This window comes from Actinospica durhamensis, assembly GCF_018139695.1.
In the GTDB taxonomy this organism is placed as follows: Bacteria; Actinomycetota; Actinomycetes; order Streptomycetales; family Catenulisporaceae; genus Actinospica; species Actinospica durhamensis.
Genome location: NZ_JAGSOG010000086.1, coordinates 15,889 through 31,749, shown reverse-complemented (window position 1 = coordinate 31,749; position 15,861 = coordinate 15,889). Strand labels below are relative to the sequence as shown.

Here is a 15,861-nt window from a genome sequence, read left to right as displayed (position 1 = left end):
TCAACGAACCCGCGCCCCGATCGCCGGATGATCTACGGCCTTGACAGCCGCGCCCGACATGCACGAGCACGAACACGCTCGCTCACGCCACCCCACCTGAACAGCACCGAACCGTTGGCGGATGCTCATTGATCTGACGGTATGTAGGTTTAGGGCTGGCCCTCGCTCGCAAGTTGTCGAGGGTTGCCGGCCGGATGGATTCTGGCCGGTAGTGCCTAGATGTGCGGGAGGGCCGGCCCGGCACCCACATACCGTCTAGTCGATGCTCCAGCCTCTGCTTCCCTGAGAATGCCTGGGCCGTGCACAGGCAATTGCTAGCTTTCGGGGGCCGTCATATGACGGCCCCCGAAAGCTGCGCCTAACCAATCGGGCCTTTGGGTTAGTACACCTCGACTACGCCGAAGCGCTTGACGGACAGAGGGATCCGAGCCATAATCGAAATAGAGGTTCTACGTAACCCTTAGCGCTTGGGAAGTTGCAGATCAGCGACAATCAGCCAGGTGTTTAGCGGGGTTATGGTATTGATCCCCCCTCGGACACACTTTTACCCCACAATGCCCCGTTTCGGGGCATTTCTTTTTGGCACCCGGGCCTCTGTTCCTGGCATCCCGGGCGCTGATCGTTCTTGCTATCACCTCACTTCGGCTGCGGTTCGGGTCCCTTTGGGACGGTGCGCGGGGTTCCTTCCTGGCGTGTGCCGCCGGTTCGTGGATGCTTCGCGCTGGTTTAGAGAGTGATGCGGGCTGCGGGCTTGCCGATGATCTCGAGTGTCCGGGTTCGGGGGTCGTAGGCGAGCTCGAGGCCGTGGATGCGCAGGTAGTCGATTACCTCCTCGGGTGTGGCGGTCGACGGCTTGGACGTGGCGGCGCTGGCAGTAGCGCGAGTGTCGCCCGTGGCCGGTTCGGCAGCAGTGAGCAGTCGGTGCAGTAGGGGCAGTTTCGCGGTGATGCGCTTTTCCGGCAGGTAGGTGTTCTTCGGCCGTTTATAGTCGGTGGTCTTGGCCGAGGTGTGGCCGTGGCGGCAGCGGTAGCCGGCGGTCTCGTGCACCCAGTGCCCTTCGAACGCCCGGTCGCACAGCGCGCATCGTAGGATCGCGGTGAGCAGGTAGGTGTGGCGCGCATCGCGGCGCGTCGCGCGCAGGCCCTGGACGGCGACGAAGTCGGTCTCGGAGACGAGCGCGGGGTGGGCCGGACGCTCGGAGAGGACCCAGTCCTCGGGGTTGTTCCACCGGGTCACCTCGCGGTGTCCGAGACCCGGGTTGCAGGGGTCGACCAGGACGCGGTCGGTGCGCTGGCGATTCCAGACCATGCGGCCGGTGTACACGGGGTTGCCGAGGATCTCTTGCACGGTGCGCACGATCCAGGCCGTGCCGCTGCGGTGTGGGTTGGACTCGCGGTCGACCGCGGACGGGCACAGGGTTCCGGCGTCGTTGAGCGCGCGGGTGATCCGGGCGACGCTGTGTCCTTCGCGGCGCGAGGCGAAGATCCATTCCACGATCGGCGCGGTGTCCGGGTCAATGTCGAACTTGTGGGCGCGCCGACCCCAGCGGGCGTCGGCCTTGTTCGGATGCGGCCCGGCATCGACCAGGCGGTATCCGTAGGGGACGCGGCCGCCGACCCACCGGCCCTGGGTGCGCACCTGCGCGCTCATCGCGTTCTTCGCCCGGTGCCGGGAGCGGATCACCTCGCGCTTGGCCAGAATTCCCAGCAGCGCCATCAGTTCGTCGAGTTCGTCGACCTCAGGGTCCAGGGCGCCGCCGACCTCTGGCATCCACAGCTGCACCCCGGCGGCCGCGAACAGTGGGGCGACCAGCGAGAACTGGTTGCCGAAGAACGCCCGCTCATACGAGCCGCTCACCACGGCGTCGAAACCGCGGTCCGGATCTGACAGTGCGGCCAGCAGCGCCGCCGCCCCGGGACGCATCGGCCAGGACATCGATCGGCTCAGCCCGACATCGCTGTACTCGGCGGTGATCCGCCCCGCGCCGGAGACCGTCGGCCCGGTCCAGCTGCCACTGGCGCGAGGTGGCAGGGTCCTGGTGATCCTCGGTCGAGACTCGCCAGTAGAACGCGAATCGCAGGCCCCCGACCGCAGCGTCGGCTATCCGGCGGCGGTGTGTCCCGGCCCAGGCGACGAGTGGATCCGCGGCGGGTCCAGCACTGGCGGCGGGCAGCGGTGGCTGGAGCGCAAGGGTCATGATCGCCTCAAGAGGGCTTGGCGTGAGGGTCGGTCTCACCTTCACTGTGCGCCCGGTCCGGTCGTCAGACTGGACAATGGATGCCCATTCACTCGAACGAGTGCCTCTGGCTGGCAGGAGTCCGACCTACGGTGCTCCTGCGGAGAGATGGATGTATTCGTCCGCAGTTCGGAAGGGAAGGGCGATTTCAGCCGAACGTCCAGATCCCGTTGTTGCCGAGCAGTCTGCTCAGCTCGGCGGAAACCGCGTCAAGCAACTCGGTGCCGAACACGCAGAGGGTCTGCTCCGTCGGGTCGGCGTAGGTGCCCATGCGGGCGTCGGCTGTGGTGAGGAAGTGGTATTCATCCCATGCGCAGGCCGTGCCGGGCCAGTGGGGGCGGCCGGGGATGCCGACGCGTTGCGGGTCGAACCGGAAGCCCTGAAGCCCGTAGCGCTGGAAGTACAGGTACTCGCCCGGGTGCGTGCATGTGCGCAGGGCGCGTTGGACGGCGTGCTCGACGGCCACGGTGCGGGCGTCGTCGGGATGATCGAGCATGCTGGTGGACCAGGTGAACGAATCCTGCGGGGCCGCGATGCGGATGCCGGTGGGTCTGCTGGAGAAGCGGAGGCGAGCGGTGACACGTCGCCACACCTCCACGTCCTCGGGGTCCGCGATCATCTGCTTCACCGGCGGGACGGTCTCGCGCGGGCCGGGTGGGCACAGGTGGAACGACTGCACGGAGGTGACTTCGTGGAATCCGCTGTCCAGCAACGCCTCGCGCAAAGCGCCATCGGCGTCGACGGAGATGTAGCGCTTCTTCCCGCGCAGGAACCAGCAGCGTGTCCAAGTGACCCACGCCGCGAGCAGTTCGGTGCGCGGAGCGCTCATGCCGCCGATCGCGATGAACTGGGTATCCGTGAGGTCTTCCGCCCAGCCGACGGCGACGGTTCCGCCGACGTTCGCCAGGGCTGCTATCTCGATGCTCCAGGTTCGCGATCGTCCCACGTCCAGCCACTCCGACAGGGCGACCCGGTGCGGACCGGATTGCCGGGCGAGGCTTTGGGCCTCAACCTCGCGCCGCGTGTTCCCATAGCGGATTGGTTCGATCGTCCACGTCGGCCCTGGCAGGGCGGGCATCGCGATTTCGTCGATCTCGGCTATCAGGACACTGCGCTGCCATCCCGGCGTAAAGCCGACTGCGGTCAGCTCCTGAACCAGCCGCGCGGCTCCCGGATCGTGCGCGTAGACCCGCCATTCTACGGGCTCCCCGAGGTTAGCCGCTGAGGCTTGAACTTTGCCAACGACTGCGGCAATGCCATCCGGCGAGGCGGTGGACAGCGCGGTGTGGGCGACGGTGCCGTGCGTACCGTAGTGCGTGACCGCCGCCAGGTCGAACTCTTCCACGACCGCCCCGAGCGGCTGTGAGCTTGCCTGAGCGCGTACCTGCTCGTCGTACGGCGCGCGCAGAGCCTCGACCGTGGTGGGCACCGCATCATTGCAACACCAAGCCTTCAGCGGTTCCACAGCTTTTCGCGGCGAGCGTCAGGGAGCCGCCGCCTCCAGGAGAAGGTCACCACCATGACTGTGCAGGCAGACGGGGCCGGTCTCGAAGCTCAACGTCATGCCCATGAGCTGCCCGGTGGTCGCGTCACATGCGGCTTCGACTGCCAGGATCCGATCGCCGACATGGCCGGACAACGCGAAGTCCGCGCCCGGCACGTCAACTTCGATCCGCCCGTACTCCTGCATGTCATACGGCTCATAAACGCCGTGGCGTTCGACGCTCAGCCGCCAATCCGCCGCGACGCCCACGCGAACCGGGCCCGCAGGATCCAGGACGAGCCACACATCGACCGGAGACGGGGACCTGGCGCCGTCGTGGACATGCCAGGCGGAGATTACCCCGAGCAGCCGCGCACCAACGAGCGTCTCGGACTCAAGGCGCCCGGACAGCGGCCCGCCATCCTCGCCGGTACTCCACGCGAGCTGGTCGACCGTCACCTGGAACTCGGACTGCCGGTGCACGCTCTCGACGCCGTCTGGGCGCGACGTCGTGACGAGGATCGACGGAGGTCCTGCCGCGCCGCCGTAGCAGTCGAGCACCTCGCACCTGATCAGGCCCGGGCAAGGGTAGATCGAGTCTGGGCCGGCGGTTTCGTCCCAGTCGACGATCGCGGTTTTCTCCAGGAACGTCCACGTCCGGCCGTCGGCGTCCATGAGGCGGGCTTCGACGATGCCCGGCTGTGGTTCGTCATCGACCCAACGGACGATTTCACACTTCAAATACGCCTGCGCCGGATCCATGCCGTCAGTTTCGCAGGCTTGTGGAGCATGATCGCCTGGGTCAGTGAGCGCGAGCGATACGTCGCACCGTCGTGTTAGCGGCGCGCTGCGCCGTGCAGCCGTGTGTCGTCTCGGTGACGGTGATGCGATAGGTCGGTGGTTCGCGAGCTCGACGTGGTGTTGTCGGTCCTGCCGTGTAGTCTCCGCCTGCGCCTATCCGGGCGTTGAGAAGAGGGAGGGATCGATGGGAGCGAAGGCCGGCATCCTGGCCTACGCGTCGGGCAGCGTGGTCGAGGTGCTGCGCAGCCGACCGACCGAAGCCGGGAGCGAAGCGGCCGAGTCGGTACTGCGAACGCTGCATCCGGACTGGTCGGTCAGCAACGAGGGGGTCTCTCCGCTTGTCAGCGATCTCGGGGAGGCTGTGTATCCTCCCGAGGATACGGCGTATGTCTCGAGTTTCCCGGGCTTGGAGATCGTGTGCGACCAGCGATTAATGCTCGACTACCCGTCCCGGCTTCCCCAGCGTCTCCTGGAGGCGGCGAACGGGCGCGCGGTCATCCTGCACGCGATGCACAGCGTGGTGGACTGGCTGGCCTTCGCGATCTGGATCGACGGCGAGCTGGTCCGCTCCCTCAGCGTCTCGCCGGATGGCGGAATCCAGGAGAACATCGGTGAGCCGCTCTCCTTCGAGGCACCGTTCTGGGGCGGTGAGCCTCCGGCAGAGCGGACACCAGGCTGGCCGAACCAGGACCCGTATCCGCTGCCGTTCCACCCGCTGGAGCTCGGCGAGGAGACGCTGCGGTCACTGTTCGGATTCGTCCTGGAAGGGATCCCCGACCCGGAGGATGTGGATGCCTCGGAGTTTCTGGCGCACGGATTCCGCCTGCTCGATCCAGACGGGCCGACGCCGGAGCAGCGCCAGGCCGAAAGAGACGCTCTGATCGCGCAGATGGGTCCGCCACGATTTTTCCGGATGCAGCCGGACGGTTCGATGCTCGAGGTGGACCTCCCATAGTCTCCTGGCCACGGCAGGTCCCGCTGGGTGTGCCGCCGGTTCGGCGGGGCCATGGATAAGTGGACGAATGACTTGCCGTCGCCTCGTGTCCTGTGTCCGATGATCCACGTCGACGCAACGATGCCCGACGGGCTGGCCGAGATCGGGAGCGACATCCTCGGCACCCGCGCTGGAGCTGTCACCGGGCTCGGCTACAGTCCGATCATGGCAGTAACACCTTCACAACACTGGCGCGAAGGCGTCGAGCAGGACGAGCGTGAAATCGAGGCGGGAATACTCGACCCCGAAGAGGGCTGTATGGCCGCGCCTTTCCCGGAGTCGCTTCTGACACGCACCGACGAGGTGCTCGCAGCCTTCGAAGCCGAAGTTTCTGCGCTGAACGACCCATCGGACGAGCAGGTGTTCACGGCTGTCCGAAACGTCGTCCTCGCATTTAACCAGGTGAACCGCGAGCACGGCGACGCCGGGTATGAAACCGGCGAGCGCGAGCAGCTCTGCGACTACATCGACAAGACGCTGGCCGAATCCGGAATCGACGTTCCCGCGTTGGCCGAGCGCAACGACCTCGGCCGGTACGCGATCACCGACCAATGGCGCACGTGGTAGACCGCGCCGAGTCACGCCGACGCACTCAACGGCGCGCTAACCTCACGCACCGCACACCCGACGATCTTCGCAGGAGAGCGAGCCCACCACCGATGAACACAACGCCCGACAGCATTGAGCTCATCCGTCTTGGCACCGGGGCTCAGTACCTGAGTGTCATCGTGCTCGGCCGGCATACGCCCGGAGTGCTGCCGCTGCACGACATGCTGCGCGCCGAGATCGTCATCGAAACCGGGATCGGGACGCTGCGCCTTAAGACCACGATCGCCCCGTCAGACATCGATGCCTGGGAAAGCGCCATCGACGCGCTGGCCGAGGACGAGCCCGTCTCCTGGCTCGGCAACCGCTGCCCCGAGATCCAGATCGGGCCCGGAGACGGGAGCGGATTCTGGCACGCGACCGTGTCCGACCCCGCGCAGTCCGGCGCGATCGTCCAGATCCCGATCACCATCGACGTGGACGAGTCCCGGGCGAGGCTCACGGCCGTACAGCAGGCATATCCGCGCGAAGTCGTCTCGACCTCGCCTGGCAGCTACGAGTGGCGCCCAACGCGGCAAGACGGCACACCTCAATAGTGGGCTCTCACCTGCCGAACCGGGTGTCCCAGAACCTTTCCGATCGCGGCGAGGTCCCGTTCCTCGAGCCAGTCTCGCTCCGGATTCCAGATCGGCACGTCGAAGCGGGCGAAACCGCACGGCCAGCGGTAGTCAAGATCGTTCAGTGACTGCGCTGCCGCACAGCACGGCGTCAGCACCTCTAGGTCCTCGAAACCGCCCACAGCCCGAGCGTCGACGGCCTCGGACCACCATGTCAGCTCGAGCGACGTGCCGCACAGTCGGCAGCCGACCGCCTCGAGATTGCTGCCGCAGTCGACGAACACCACACTCTCGTGCCACCGGGGCTCGGTGGGTACGGGCGCTGTCCGGCGGCCGACGGGAGCCAACTCGGCTGCGAGCGCCGCAGCGCGAGTACCGTCGGCCCGGCTCGGCTGCCAATACGGGTCGGTGGGGAAGACGGTCAACACGTCGCTACTCACGGCGCGCAGACTAGCAACCCATCCGGGCCAGCGGTTCGAACGAGCGAGCCCGTACTCGATGGCCTGAGCGTCAGTACCACTGCACAATGCCGAGTGCACCCTGTGAGCTTCGGCTTGCGCGCTTCAGGATCCGCCCGGGGCCGTCTATGAGCCCTTCAATGTCGAAGTTGTCTGGTGCATCTCCGGTGACCTGGAGCCAAGCGCTAATCCTGGCTGCGACACTCGCACGCCGTACGGGGTTCATGGCGAGGACCGTGTCAGTGGCCTGTGCGGCTTCCGAGACTTCTTCAGCGGTGAGCAGGAAGCAACCAGACCGCCCCGGCATTGCGAATGCGGCTTCGAATCCGAGGCCGTAGTAGAGCGCTGCTACCGGATCGCCCTTGCGGATGGATGCAACGAACCGGTCTTGCTCCGGGACGTCCGCCAGCAGATCCATGCACGCGTCCACGTCGAAGTCCGGGCGCCGGGCGTCGTGCATCTCGCAGAAGCGGAGCACCGCATCAGTGGGGCAGTGCTGCCCATATCCGCGGGACTCCGGCTCCGCGAGCGCCGCGGCATCCATCGCCTGCCACCACGAGAGATCCTCCGGCGCTTGGGGCTCACCGGGGATGTCGGCACGCAGTTGCGAGACAGCCGCCGACGGCACGGCTGCGGCGATCCAGAAACCGGTGACGCTCATCCCTCTTCCGCAGGAGGATTTGAAAGTGCCGTCGCCTCCTGACGGTCCCACCACTCCTTCCCGTCGGCCCAGTGCTTCACCCAGCCGGCGAACCCGGGCTCGCCGCTGGTGAGGCCGAATTCGGCACCGAAGGGGGTCGCTGCCATTTCGTCGATGAGGTAGATGTGGCCGCGGTGTTCACCCGTGACGATCAGGTGCCAGTACATGCCGCAGCCATCGGTGCCCAGTACGAGAGAGCCGTGGTCGTAAACCGGGGCGAGCTCGTCTTCATCCGGCTCCGGCGCATCGCCGCCCTCCCAGATCCACTGCCCTGTCAGCGGGAACGGCTTGCCCAGATCCCGCTCCGGTCGACCCGCTCCCCAGTCCGGGGGAAGCACGCCGAGTTCCATGAGGCCGTAGTCCGGAGGACCCGAGTAGGAGCCGTCGCCGATGGTCGCGACGAAGCTGCGGTACGGCTCGGGGAGGATGATGCCGTGCTCGCTTTCGAAGGCGTAGACCGCGTCCCACCCCAGCGGCGTGCTGTCGGGCCCGAACTCTTCGCGCAGCGTGGCCAGGTCCTCGGGCGTGGCGTGGGCGGCGTCCAGGAGGTAGCTCATGGCGGGCAAGGCTAGCGGAGTCGCAATCTCGGCGTCGGTGGGCGCGGGCCGTCGGACGCAGCGTCTGTCGTAGCCGTGGTGCATAGTGCGGGTCATGTTCGCCGATCTCTTCGACATCGACTGGGCTTCACTCACACACGCCTACGGTTCGGCCGAGGGCGTGCCGGACATCTTGCGGGGCCTGGTGTCGGACGATCCCGACGAGCGGGAGATCGCCCTGGACAGGTTTCACGGGGCCGTCCACCATCAACGCGACATCTACGATTCGACTGTTGCGTGTCTGCCGTTCCTGTTCGACGTGGTCGCGGACGCGACGGTGGCCGGGCGTGGGGCGGTGGCCGAACTATTCGTGAGCATCGGCGAGTCGACGGTCGGTTCGCCGCGGGCGCGCGGAGATGACGAGGCGGACTGGGCGGTGCCGTATCGGCAGGCTGAGGCACTGATACGGACGCGGGCAGATGAATTCGTAGCCTGGCTCGCAGATGAGGACCCGCAGGTCAGATCAGCCGCCGTGGCCGCTCTGGCGTATTTCACGGCTCAACCTGTGGAGGCCTTGCGGTTGTTCAGGCACCGGCTGGCTCTGGAGCCGGTCGTAGAGAGCCGCATCGCGATCATTACGGCGGCAGCCGATGTCGCGGTACGCACCCCGGAGGTCGGCGACCAGGTCGCCGAATGGCTGCTGGAAGTGGTCGGCGGGGACGCCGACCCCGGCACTCGGCTCGCCGCACTCGTTCATCTGGCCCGCTCAGCGCCCGAGCAGACGGTCGAAGACCTGACCGGCCGCGCTGTCCGACTCCTCGGCGAAATCAGTGCCCATCCCGGCTACAACGCCCCTCCGATCGACGATCGGCCGGCGACGCCGACCTTGGTCGGGGCGGTGCGCGTGATGTTCGCTCCCGAACGCGAGGGCCGCGCGGATGCCTGGACTGCGGATCTGGTCCGTGTCTTGCACGACGCGCTCGCCGAGCGGGTCGCCGACCGGATCGCGCTGATCGTCGACCAGCTCCGCCAGCCCGAGCCGGGGCGGCGAGTGGATGCGTTGCGCATGGGCAGTCAGCTGATCGGCCGCTGGCGCGGCCCGTTCGAGCATTTGGTCCGGCTCATCGGGGGCCAACTCGACGCACCGGAGCATCCGGTGCGCTACATGGCCGCGCTGGCGTTGCAAGACACGTACGAACTGGCGGCGCCGGCCGCCGACACACTGGCCGCACAAGTAGGCGCCGCCGGCCCCGAAGCCTGGGTCAGCCCGGACCGGAAGGTTCAAGACCCGTACCGGATGATGCTGCTCGCGCTCGCCCGCCTGGGCGATCCACGCGCCGTGCCGGGCATCATCGCCGCGCTGGACAGCGGAGCTGAAACCTCCATGCTCGTCCAGACGCTTGGGCAGTACCGCGACTACCGGCACAAGTTCACGCCGCGACTGCTCGCGCAGCTCGCGACGGTGCAGGTCGAGATCGATCCCGCCCGGCGGAACAGCATCAGCAACATGCTTACCGCCGCGCGGCAACTCGGCGCGACCGAGGCTCTCTCCGACGTCATGCGGATCCTGGACATAGCGATGCGTTCGGGGAATCACGCGATCATCCAGAGTGCGCTGCACACGCTCAAGTCGCTCGGCAAAGCCGCGCAACCCTCCCTGGTGCACGTGCGACGCCTCACCGGCCACCCGAACGCGCATGTAGCGCTGCCGGCCATCGAAACAGCCTGGGCGATCACGCATGATTTGGAGGCCTTCCTCTCCGACCTACGACCCCTCATCGCAGGCACCGACCAGCGTGCTGCGGGCTTGGCTGCGCAGTGCGCCGGGGCAGCCAGCGCCGGAGCGGCGCCGATGGCCGGATTCATCAGGGTCCTGGCAGGATCCGAGGATCTTTGGACACGTGTCCGAGCCTCCACAGCGCTGATCAAGATCTCCGCCAGTGAGGCTGCGCTGCTACCGGTTCTGGCAGCTGCATGGCAGGAGAATGCCAATACCCGCACCCTCATCGCAGAGTGCATCGGCAGCCTGGGGACCCAGGCGTCTGACTTCCTGCCGCTGTTGCGCACCGAACTGGCCGATCCGCGCCGCCACACATTCCGCCAAGGCCTCTGGTCCAACAGCAACGTTCCGAGCGATGAGAGGCTGCTGGCGGCATGCGCGGACGCCGCCGAACGCATCGCCTGGCCCAGCAGCACCGAATCGACGGGAGCCTCATGACGTCAGGTCCCGGGAAGTGCTGATCGCGCCGTGCCACGGCATGCTGACGGACCATTTGGCCAAGTTCACGGAGATCAAGCCCAGCAGCGGCACGAGGAGCCCGGCAACCAGCCCTCAGAGGAAAATGCGAATCTCCGGTAGCACCGGAGCCGCTACCCTGACGGTCGTAGCCATATGGAACGTGACGTGCTGGCACGTCGACGGCGAGCGCATCGGGGAGCCGGGAGGCATGTCTTCACTGCAGCTTCTCGAGGACACCGCGCTGGCGGCTTCGCCGGTTGTCGCGAACAACACGATGAACCGCGAGCGCGGCTTGGCAGGCCCCAACAGCTACGCGAAGGAGCTCGGCTTTGACCCATACGAGTTCCTTGCGGCCCGAGAAGGGGCGCAGGCATGGCTCGATCTGTGCTGCAGTTCCGGCAAGGCCCTGATTCACGCCGCGGGGCGGTTCGCGGCCGAGCGGCCGGAGTCGGCGGTCACGATCGTCGGCATCGACTTGGTCGACCACTTCCTGAGCGGGCCCCGGCCACCGGGACTGGAGCTGATCGCGGCGTCGGCTGCCGGCTGGTCGCCGCGGCGGAGTTTCGACTTGATCACATGCGTGCACGGCCTGCACTACGTGGGTGACAAGCTTCGAGTGCTGGATCGGGCCGCCTCGTGGCTTGCTCCCGATGGCCTATTCGTCGCGGACTTCGACCCGGGGAGCATCCGCGACGGCCGGGGCCGCAGCGGCGCGCGGAAAGTCGTGGCGGCCTTGCGGCAAGCGGGATGGGAGTACGACACGCGACGTAAGCGTGTGAGCTGCACCGGGCCCCGCGCACTGGATCTCGAAACAGCGTATCTGGGCGCTGATGACGCTGTCGGCCCGAACTACACCGGGCAGCCTGCCGTCGCCTCCTACTACGAGTGGAGCCACTCATGAGCGGCCCGCGGCACGTCAAGCCGGTTGATGCGGTCAACCGCATGACACGGCAGTGGATTCGAACCTGCCCGGACCAGTCGTCGGTGTTCTGCGCGCCGTCGGCCTGGCCGCTACTCGGACTCCTGGCACACGCCGCCGACGGGCCGGGCCGTAAAGAGCTGGAGCACGCAGTCGGCCTCCCGGCCAACGACGCGAGGGCCGGAGCCCTGGAAATCCTGGGTCTGCTGCGCGAGATGACGGCGACGAATTCGGCCCTGGGTATCTGGGCCAGAGCGCAGTGTCCGCTCGATCCGCCGTGGACGACGGGCCTGCCGCTCGGCACCGTCGGCCACCTGACCGGGGACCCGGTCCGCGACGGGCCGCTGCTGGACGGCTGGGCCCGGCAGCACACCGGCGGGCTCATCGAGAAGATGCCGGTCGAGGTCGACGACGAGACGTTGCTGGTTCTCGCCACCGCGATGTCGGTACGCACCAGCTGGATCCGGCCGTTCACGGAGTCGGGATACCCGACCTGGTCGGATGAGGGCGTATGGCGGGACAGGCGCTATTACACCCTCTGGCGCGCGAGCCGGATAGTGGACCGGGTCAGCGTGGCTGCGACGAACCACGGCGAGATCACGTGCTTGGAGATCCTGGGCAAGGAGGGCGTCACCGTGCACCTGGTCATCGGGGAGCAGGGGCGATCGGCGCGTGAGGTGCTCGAGGGCGGACTGCTCGCCCGCAGCGGGTACGGACGCAGGGGCGGGGAGCTGCGCATCGGCGAAACCGCACCCGCATTGGCCGTGGAGCGTGTTCCCGATAACGAACCAGACGATCGCCTTTTGATTCACATGCCGCGCTTCAGCGTCGACGCCAGTCATGACCTGCTCGAGCATCCCGAGGTGTTCGGCCTGGACACCGTGACCGACAGGCTCCGCGGCCATTTCCCTGCGATCAGCGCGCAGCCGTTGGCGGTCTCGCAGGCACGACAGAGCGCGGCGGCCCGATTCACCGCGAAGGGCTTCGAAGCGGCGGCCGTCACCGCGATCGCTTTGATGGCCGGCGGGATGCCGCCCGTGCCGCCGAGGCGGGTCAAGCAGATCCGCGTCGAGCTGGACCGTCCGTTCGGCTTCTTCGCCTCGCATCGCGCCAGCGGGCTCATCCTGGCTGCCGGCTGGGTGGCCGAGCCGGAGGCGTACGAGCCGACGGTCGAAGACCTCGAAGTCCGGGCGAGCCTTCGAGAACTTGCTCGTTCCGGGCGGGAAGTGCGCGACCGTGATCGCCAGGCCGGTCTGCTCGGCGAACGCGGCCAGTTCGGCCTTCCAGGCCCCGGTGCGGTAGCCGTTGGAGCCGCCGGCGTCGCAGGTGATCAGAAGCCTGCGGGCTGACGGGTAGTTCGCCGCGCCGACTCCGTCCACCAGCGGCGGACCTGGAACTCGTAGAACCGCTCGAGTGCGGCGGCCTCGGTCGCAGCGGTGTACACCGGCCGCAGCGCCTTGGCCATCGCGTCCCAGTCCTGCCGGGCGGCGTAGCGGAACGAGGCCCGCAGCAAATGAACGACGCAGGTCTGCGTCACCGCCGCCGGCCAGACCGCCTCGATCGCCTCCTGCAGGCCCTTGAGGCCGTCGCACACGAGCATGCACGCATCCGCGACCCCGCGGTTTTTGATCTCGGTGAGCACGTGCATCCAGTACTTCGCGCCCTCGCCGCCGTCCCCGGCCCACAGCCCGAGGATCTCGCGGGTGCCCTCGCAGGTCACGGCCAGGGCCATGTAGATCGGGCGGTTCGCCACCTGCCCGTCCCTGATCTTCACGTGCACGCAGTCGATGAAGATCACCGGGTAGACGCGGCGGTTTCCATCGGTGGTTGCGACACCGATGTCAGGAGGTTCACCCATATGCCGAAGGGGACCAAGGAGCCGGTCACGGTCAAGGCGCGGTACTTCAGGTTGATCCGTACGGGGATGAAGGGAGCCGCGGCTGCTCGGCTGGTTGGAGTATCGACCAGTTGCGGGTCGCTGTGGTACCTCGAGGCTGGGAGCATGGCTCCCGACAAGCCCGTCTCCTCCCGGTTCCTGACCCAGGACGACCGGATCGCGATCGCCGAGGCTCTTGCGGTCGGCGTGCCGGTCGCGCAGATCGCCGCGCAACTCGGCAAGCACCGCTCCACGATCTACCGGGAGATCGCGCGCGGGCGCACCGAGACGAGGTACCGCGCCGATACCTATCAGCCCTGGTGGTCACACAACCAGGTGCTGCTGCGGCGCAGGCGGCCCAAGGCGCCGAAACTCGCCGGCACCTCGCCGCTCAGGACGGCGGTGATGGACAAGCTCAGGCAGGGATGGTCGCCGCAGCAGATCTCGCGCTACCTCACCCGCTGCTACCCGCGTGACGCGGCGATGAGAGCGTGCCCCGAGACGATCTACCGTGCGTTGTTCGCCGGGCACCTGGGTGCCCGCGAGCACAAGCTGCGCACGGGCCGGACCCGACGGCGCCGCCAGCGGCGCGGCATGCCCCACAAGAACCGGATACCGAATATGCGTCCGGTCCACACCCGCCCGGCCGAGGCCAATGAGCGACGCGTCCCAGGCCACTGGGAAGGTGATTTGATCATCGGGCGGGGCCTGCGCTCCGCCGTGGGCACCCTCGTCGACCGGGCCACCCGCTTCGTGCACCTGATCCACCTGCCGGGCGGCTGGAAGGCCCCACAACTGCGCGATGCGCTCGCCGCCCAGTTCGCATCCTGCCCCGGGACCTGCTGCGGACCCTCACCTGGGACCAGGGCCGAGAGCTCTACCACCACGAGCAGGTCGCCGAACTCACCGGCCTACAGATCTACTTCTGCGACCCGCACGCCCCCTGGCAGCGCGGCACCAACGAGAACACCAATGGCCTGCTACGCCAGTACCTGCCCAAGGGCAGCGACCTCTCACTCCACACTCTGCGCGACCTGCGCGCCATCGCGCAACAGCTCAACGACCGGCCCCGCATGATCCTCGGCGACCGGACGCCCCGGGAGGCCATGCGAGAATGGGAATACGCCATGTGAGTCACACTGAGGTGATCCCGACGACGCTTTTCGGGCGGATCGGGCATCGGGTGGCATCGCGGACCGCGGCGACGTAGAACGCGGGGCCGCTGGTAGAAGGGTTCTGACTAAGAAAGATCCTCTACTGGAACGGCCCCGCGTGTTCTCGTATGCTCTCACGCTCGATGTCGATCGAGAAACCGTCCGATACGTCGCCCGACTGCTCCACGCAGAGCGCCGGCGGCGCGGCACGCGCCGGGGAACGAGGCTGCTGACCCCGTTCAAGCAGGCGCTGTTCGGCCTGGCATGGCTGCGGGACCGGTGCGACGTGGAACGCCTGGGCGCGGGGTTCGGCCTCTCGCGCACCACCGCGTACCGTTATCGCGACGAAGTGCTCGCGGTCATCTCGGACCAGGCCCCCGACCTCCAGGAGGCATTGGAAGCGGCGAAGGCCGCCGGATGTGCCTATCTGATCCTGGACGGCACGCTGATATCGACCGACCGGATGGCCGAGACGAAGGTCTCGAAGAAGGGCCGCGAGATCGACGCGTGGTACTCCGGTAAGAACAGGGAGTTCGGCGGCGTGATTCAGGCGCTGATGGACCCGGCGGGCGAGCCTCTGTGGGTCTCGGACGTGCTTCCGGGCTCCACGCACGACGTGACCGCCGCCCGTGAACTGGTCCTGGCGATCGCCTGGCATTACACCGCCGAGATGCCGATCCTCGCCGATTGCGGGTATGAAGGCGCAGGCTGCGGTGTGCTCACCCCGGTCCCGCACCGCAAGGACGGCCTCCCGCTGCACGTCAACGCCCGCACGTACAACAAGCTGCTCCGTGGTCTGCGCTGCCTCGGCGAGCGCGGCTTCGCGGTCCTGACCGAACGCTGGAAAGCTCTCGAGCACATCACCCTCAGCCCGAGACGAATCACCCAGATCGCTCGTGCCGCCCTCGCCATCACGCGCTTCGAGCGCCGGATAACGAGGTGAAGCTCGCTGGGATCACCTCACTGTCGCAAGCATCACTGGAAACCGCCCGATCTATCCGGTGATCTTCATAGACTTCGTGCACCTGAAGATCAGGGACGGGCAGGTCGCGAACCCCCCGATCTACACGGCTCTGGCCGTCACCTGCGATGGGATGCGCGAGATCCTCAGGCTGTGGGTCGGGGACGGGGGCGAGGGTGCGAAGTACTGGATGCACGGTCAGCTTTTTTGACGCAGACCATGTGCTTGGCCGGGAGAGCAGGTCGCAGACTTCCTGTATCTGGTTCACGCCACCGATCTGGTAGTTCTTCTTGTCGAGCAGTGCCCAGCTAAGCTATCTAGCGGCCTTCTCGTTGTAGGTG

Annotated in this window: 12 protein-coding genes and 5 pseudogenes; 9 read left to right on the top strand and 8 right to left on the bottom strand. The window is 67.2% G+C overall.

Annotation, left to right across the window (positions count from 1 at the left end):
- Positions 1 to 726: 726 nt before the first annotated feature.
- The 3 genes from KDL01_RS18190 to KDL01_RS18180 form a co-directional block, all read right to left on the bottom strand.
- On the bottom strand, positions 727 to 1,935 hold the full coding sequence (locus KDL01_RS18190) for a recombinase family protein (RefSeq protein WP_212529702.1): 1,209 nt from the start codon (positions 1,933 to 1,935) through the stop codon (positions 727 to 729).
- 449 nt (positions 1,936 to 2,384) lie between these two features.
- The gene (locus KDL01_RS45275) at positions 2,385 to 3,665 is read right to left on the bottom strand and encodes a DUF2716 domain-containing protein (protein WP_212529701.1); all 1,281 of its coding nucleotides are present in this window, start codon (positions 3,663 to 3,665) and stop codon (positions 2,385 to 2,387) included.
- Between the two features lie 54 nt (positions 3,666 to 3,719).
- On the bottom strand, positions 3,720 to 4,481 hold the full coding sequence (locus KDL01_RS18180) for a hypothetical protein (RefSeq protein WP_212529700.1): 762 nt from the start codon (positions 4,479 to 4,481) through the stop codon (positions 3,720 to 3,722).
- Between the two features lie 223 nt (positions 4,482 to 4,704).
- Here KDL01_RS18180 and KDL01_RS18175 point away from each other — a divergent pair, with 223 nt between their 5' ends.
- The 3 genes from KDL01_RS18175 (at position 4,705) to KDL01_RS18165 (ending at position 6,656) form a co-directional block, all read left to right on the top strand.
- Complete coding sequence (locus KDL01_RS18175) at positions 4,705 to 5,475, top strand: DUF6928 family protein (protein WP_212529699.1); 771 nt, start codon at positions 4,705 to 4,707, stop codon at positions 5,473 to 5,475.
- A 99-nt stretch (positions 5,476 to 5,574) separates the two neighbouring features.
- Positions 5,575 to 6,081: a hypothetical protein gene (locus KDL01_RS18170; protein WP_212529698.1), complete on the top strand. Its 507-nt coding sequence runs from the start codon at positions 5,575 to 5,577 to the stop codon at positions 6,079 to 6,081.
- A gap of 92 nt (positions 6,082 to 6,173) precedes the next feature.
- Complete coding sequence (locus KDL01_RS18165) at positions 6,174 to 6,656, top strand: DUF5959 family protein (protein WP_212529697.1); 483 nt, start codon at positions 6,174 to 6,176, stop codon at positions 6,654 to 6,656.
- Here KDL01_RS18165 and KDL01_RS18160 read toward each other — a convergent pair.
- The 3 genes from KDL01_RS18160 to KDL01_RS18150 all read right to left on the bottom strand — a co-directional run bounded on the left by KDL01_RS18160 (position 6,650) and on the right by KDL01_RS18150 (position 8,392).
- On the bottom strand, positions 6,650 to 7,117 hold the full coding sequence (locus KDL01_RS18160; protein ID WP_212529696.1) for a hypothetical protein: 468 nt from the start codon (positions 7,115 to 7,117) through the stop codon (positions 6,650 to 6,652). The two genes, KDL01_RS18165 and KDL01_RS18160, sit on opposite strands and share 7 nt — an antisense overlap.
- 70 nt (positions 7,118 to 7,187) lie before the next feature.
- Positions 7,188 to 7,796, bottom strand: coding sequence for a hypothetical protein (locus KDL01_RS18155; RefSeq protein WP_212529695.1), 609 nt, complete (start codon positions 7,794 to 7,796; stop codon positions 7,188 to 7,190).
- The gene (locus tag KDL01_RS18150; RefSeq protein WP_212529694.1) at positions 7,793 to 8,392 is read right to left on the bottom strand and encodes an SMI1/KNR4 family protein; all 600 of its coding nucleotides are present in this window, start codon (positions 8,390 to 8,392) and stop codon (positions 7,793 to 7,795) included. The genes KDL01_RS18155 and KDL01_RS18150 overlap by 4 nt, the downstream gene beginning before the upstream one ends.
- 94 nt (positions 8,393 to 8,486) lie before the next feature.
- Between KDL01_RS18150 and KDL01_RS18145 the strand changes: the two genes are divergently transcribed.
- The 3 genes and pseudogenes from KDL01_RS18145 to KDL01_RS18135 form a co-directional block, all read left to right on the top strand.
- Complete coding sequence (locus KDL01_RS18145) at positions 8,487 to 10,589, top strand: hypothetical protein (protein ID WP_212529693.1); 2,103 nt, start codon at positions 8,487 to 8,489, stop codon at positions 10,587 to 10,589.
- Positions 10,590 to 10,818: 229 nt separating this feature from the next.
- Entirely contained in the window at positions 10,819 to 11,511 is a 693-nt protein-coding gene (locus KDL01_RS18140; protein WP_246576599.1) for a class I SAM-dependent methyltransferase, read from the top strand.
- Positions 11,508 to 12,620 (top strand): annotated as a pseudogene (locus KDL01_RS18135) (serpin family protein); the annotation flags it as partial. The gene KDL01_RS18140 and the pseudogene KDL01_RS18135, both read left to right, overlap by 4 nt.
- A 105-nt stretch (positions 12,621 to 12,725) precedes the next feature.
- Here KDL01_RS18135 and KDL01_RS43485 read toward each other — a convergent pair.
- Together KDL01_RS43485 and KDL01_RS18130 are read right to left on the bottom strand one after the other, a co-directional pair.
- Positions 12,726 to 12,919: pseudogene (locus KDL01_RS43485) on the bottom strand (ISAzo13-like element transposase-related protein); the annotation flags it as partial.
- A pseudogene (locus tag KDL01_RS18130) lies at positions 12,908 to 13,336 on the bottom strand (IS256 family transposase); the annotation flags it as partial. The pseudogenes KDL01_RS43485 and KDL01_RS18130, both read right to left, overlap by 12 nt.
- 51 nt (positions 13,337 to 13,387) lie before the next feature.
- On the opposite strand from KDL01_RS18130, the pseudogene KDL01_RS18125 reads away from it, so the two are divergent.
- The 3 genes and pseudogenes from KDL01_RS18125 to KDL01_RS18115 form a co-directional block, all read left to right on the top strand.
- Positions 13,388 to 14,538 (top strand): annotated as a pseudogene (locus KDL01_RS18125) (IS30 family transposase).
- Positions 14,539 to 14,677: 139 nt separating this feature from the next.
- Positions 14,678 to 15,502, top strand: coding sequence for a transposase family protein (locus KDL01_RS43480; protein WP_212529682.1), 825 nt, complete (start codon positions 14,678 to 14,680; stop codon positions 15,500 to 15,502).
- Positions 15,503 to 15,542: 40 nt separating this feature from the next.
- Positions 15,543 to 15,713 (top strand): annotated as a pseudogene (locus KDL01_RS18115) (transposase); the annotation flags it as partial.
- Between the last annotated feature and the right edge of the window lie 148 nt (positions 15,714 to 15,861).

Bases quoted from the DNA above. Each gene is read 5' to 3' on its own strand.
- KDL01_RS18190 (WP_212529702.1), bottom strand. From the start codon at position 1,935: ATGTCCTGGCCGATGCGTCCCGGGGCGGCGGCGCTGCTGGCCGCACTG.
- KDL01_RS18175 (WP_212529699.1), top strand. From the start codon at position 4,705: ATGGGAGCGAAGGCCGGCATCCTGGCCTACGCGTCGGGCAGCGTGGTC.
- KDL01_RS18145 (WP_212529693.1), top strand. From the start codon at position 8,487: ATGTTCGCCGATCTCTTCGACATCGACTGGGCTTCACTCACACACGCC.
- KDL01_RS18140 (WP_246576599.1), top strand. From the start codon at position 10,819: ATGTCTTCACTGCAGCTTCTCGAGGACACCGCGCTGGCGGCTTCGCCG.
- KDL01_RS18180 (WP_212529700.1), bottom strand. From the start codon at position 4,481: ATGGATCCGGCGCAGGCGTATTTGAAGTGTGAAATCGTCCGTTGGGTC.
- KDL01_RS18165 (WP_212529697.1), top strand. From the start codon at position 6,174: ATGAACACAACGCCCGACAGCATTGAGCTCATCCGTCTTGGCACCGGG.
- KDL01_RS18170 (WP_212529698.1), top strand. From the start codon at position 5,575: ATGATCCACGTCGACGCAACGATGCCCGACGGGCTGGCCGAGATCGGG.
- KDL01_RS18150 (WP_212529694.1), bottom strand. From the start codon at position 8,392: ATGAGCTACCTCCTGGACGCCGCCCACGCCACGCCCGAGGACCTGGCC.
- KDL01_RS18155 (WP_212529695.1), bottom strand. From the start codon at position 7,796: ATGAGCGTCACCGGTTTCTGGATCGCCGCAGCCGTGCCGTCGGCGGCT.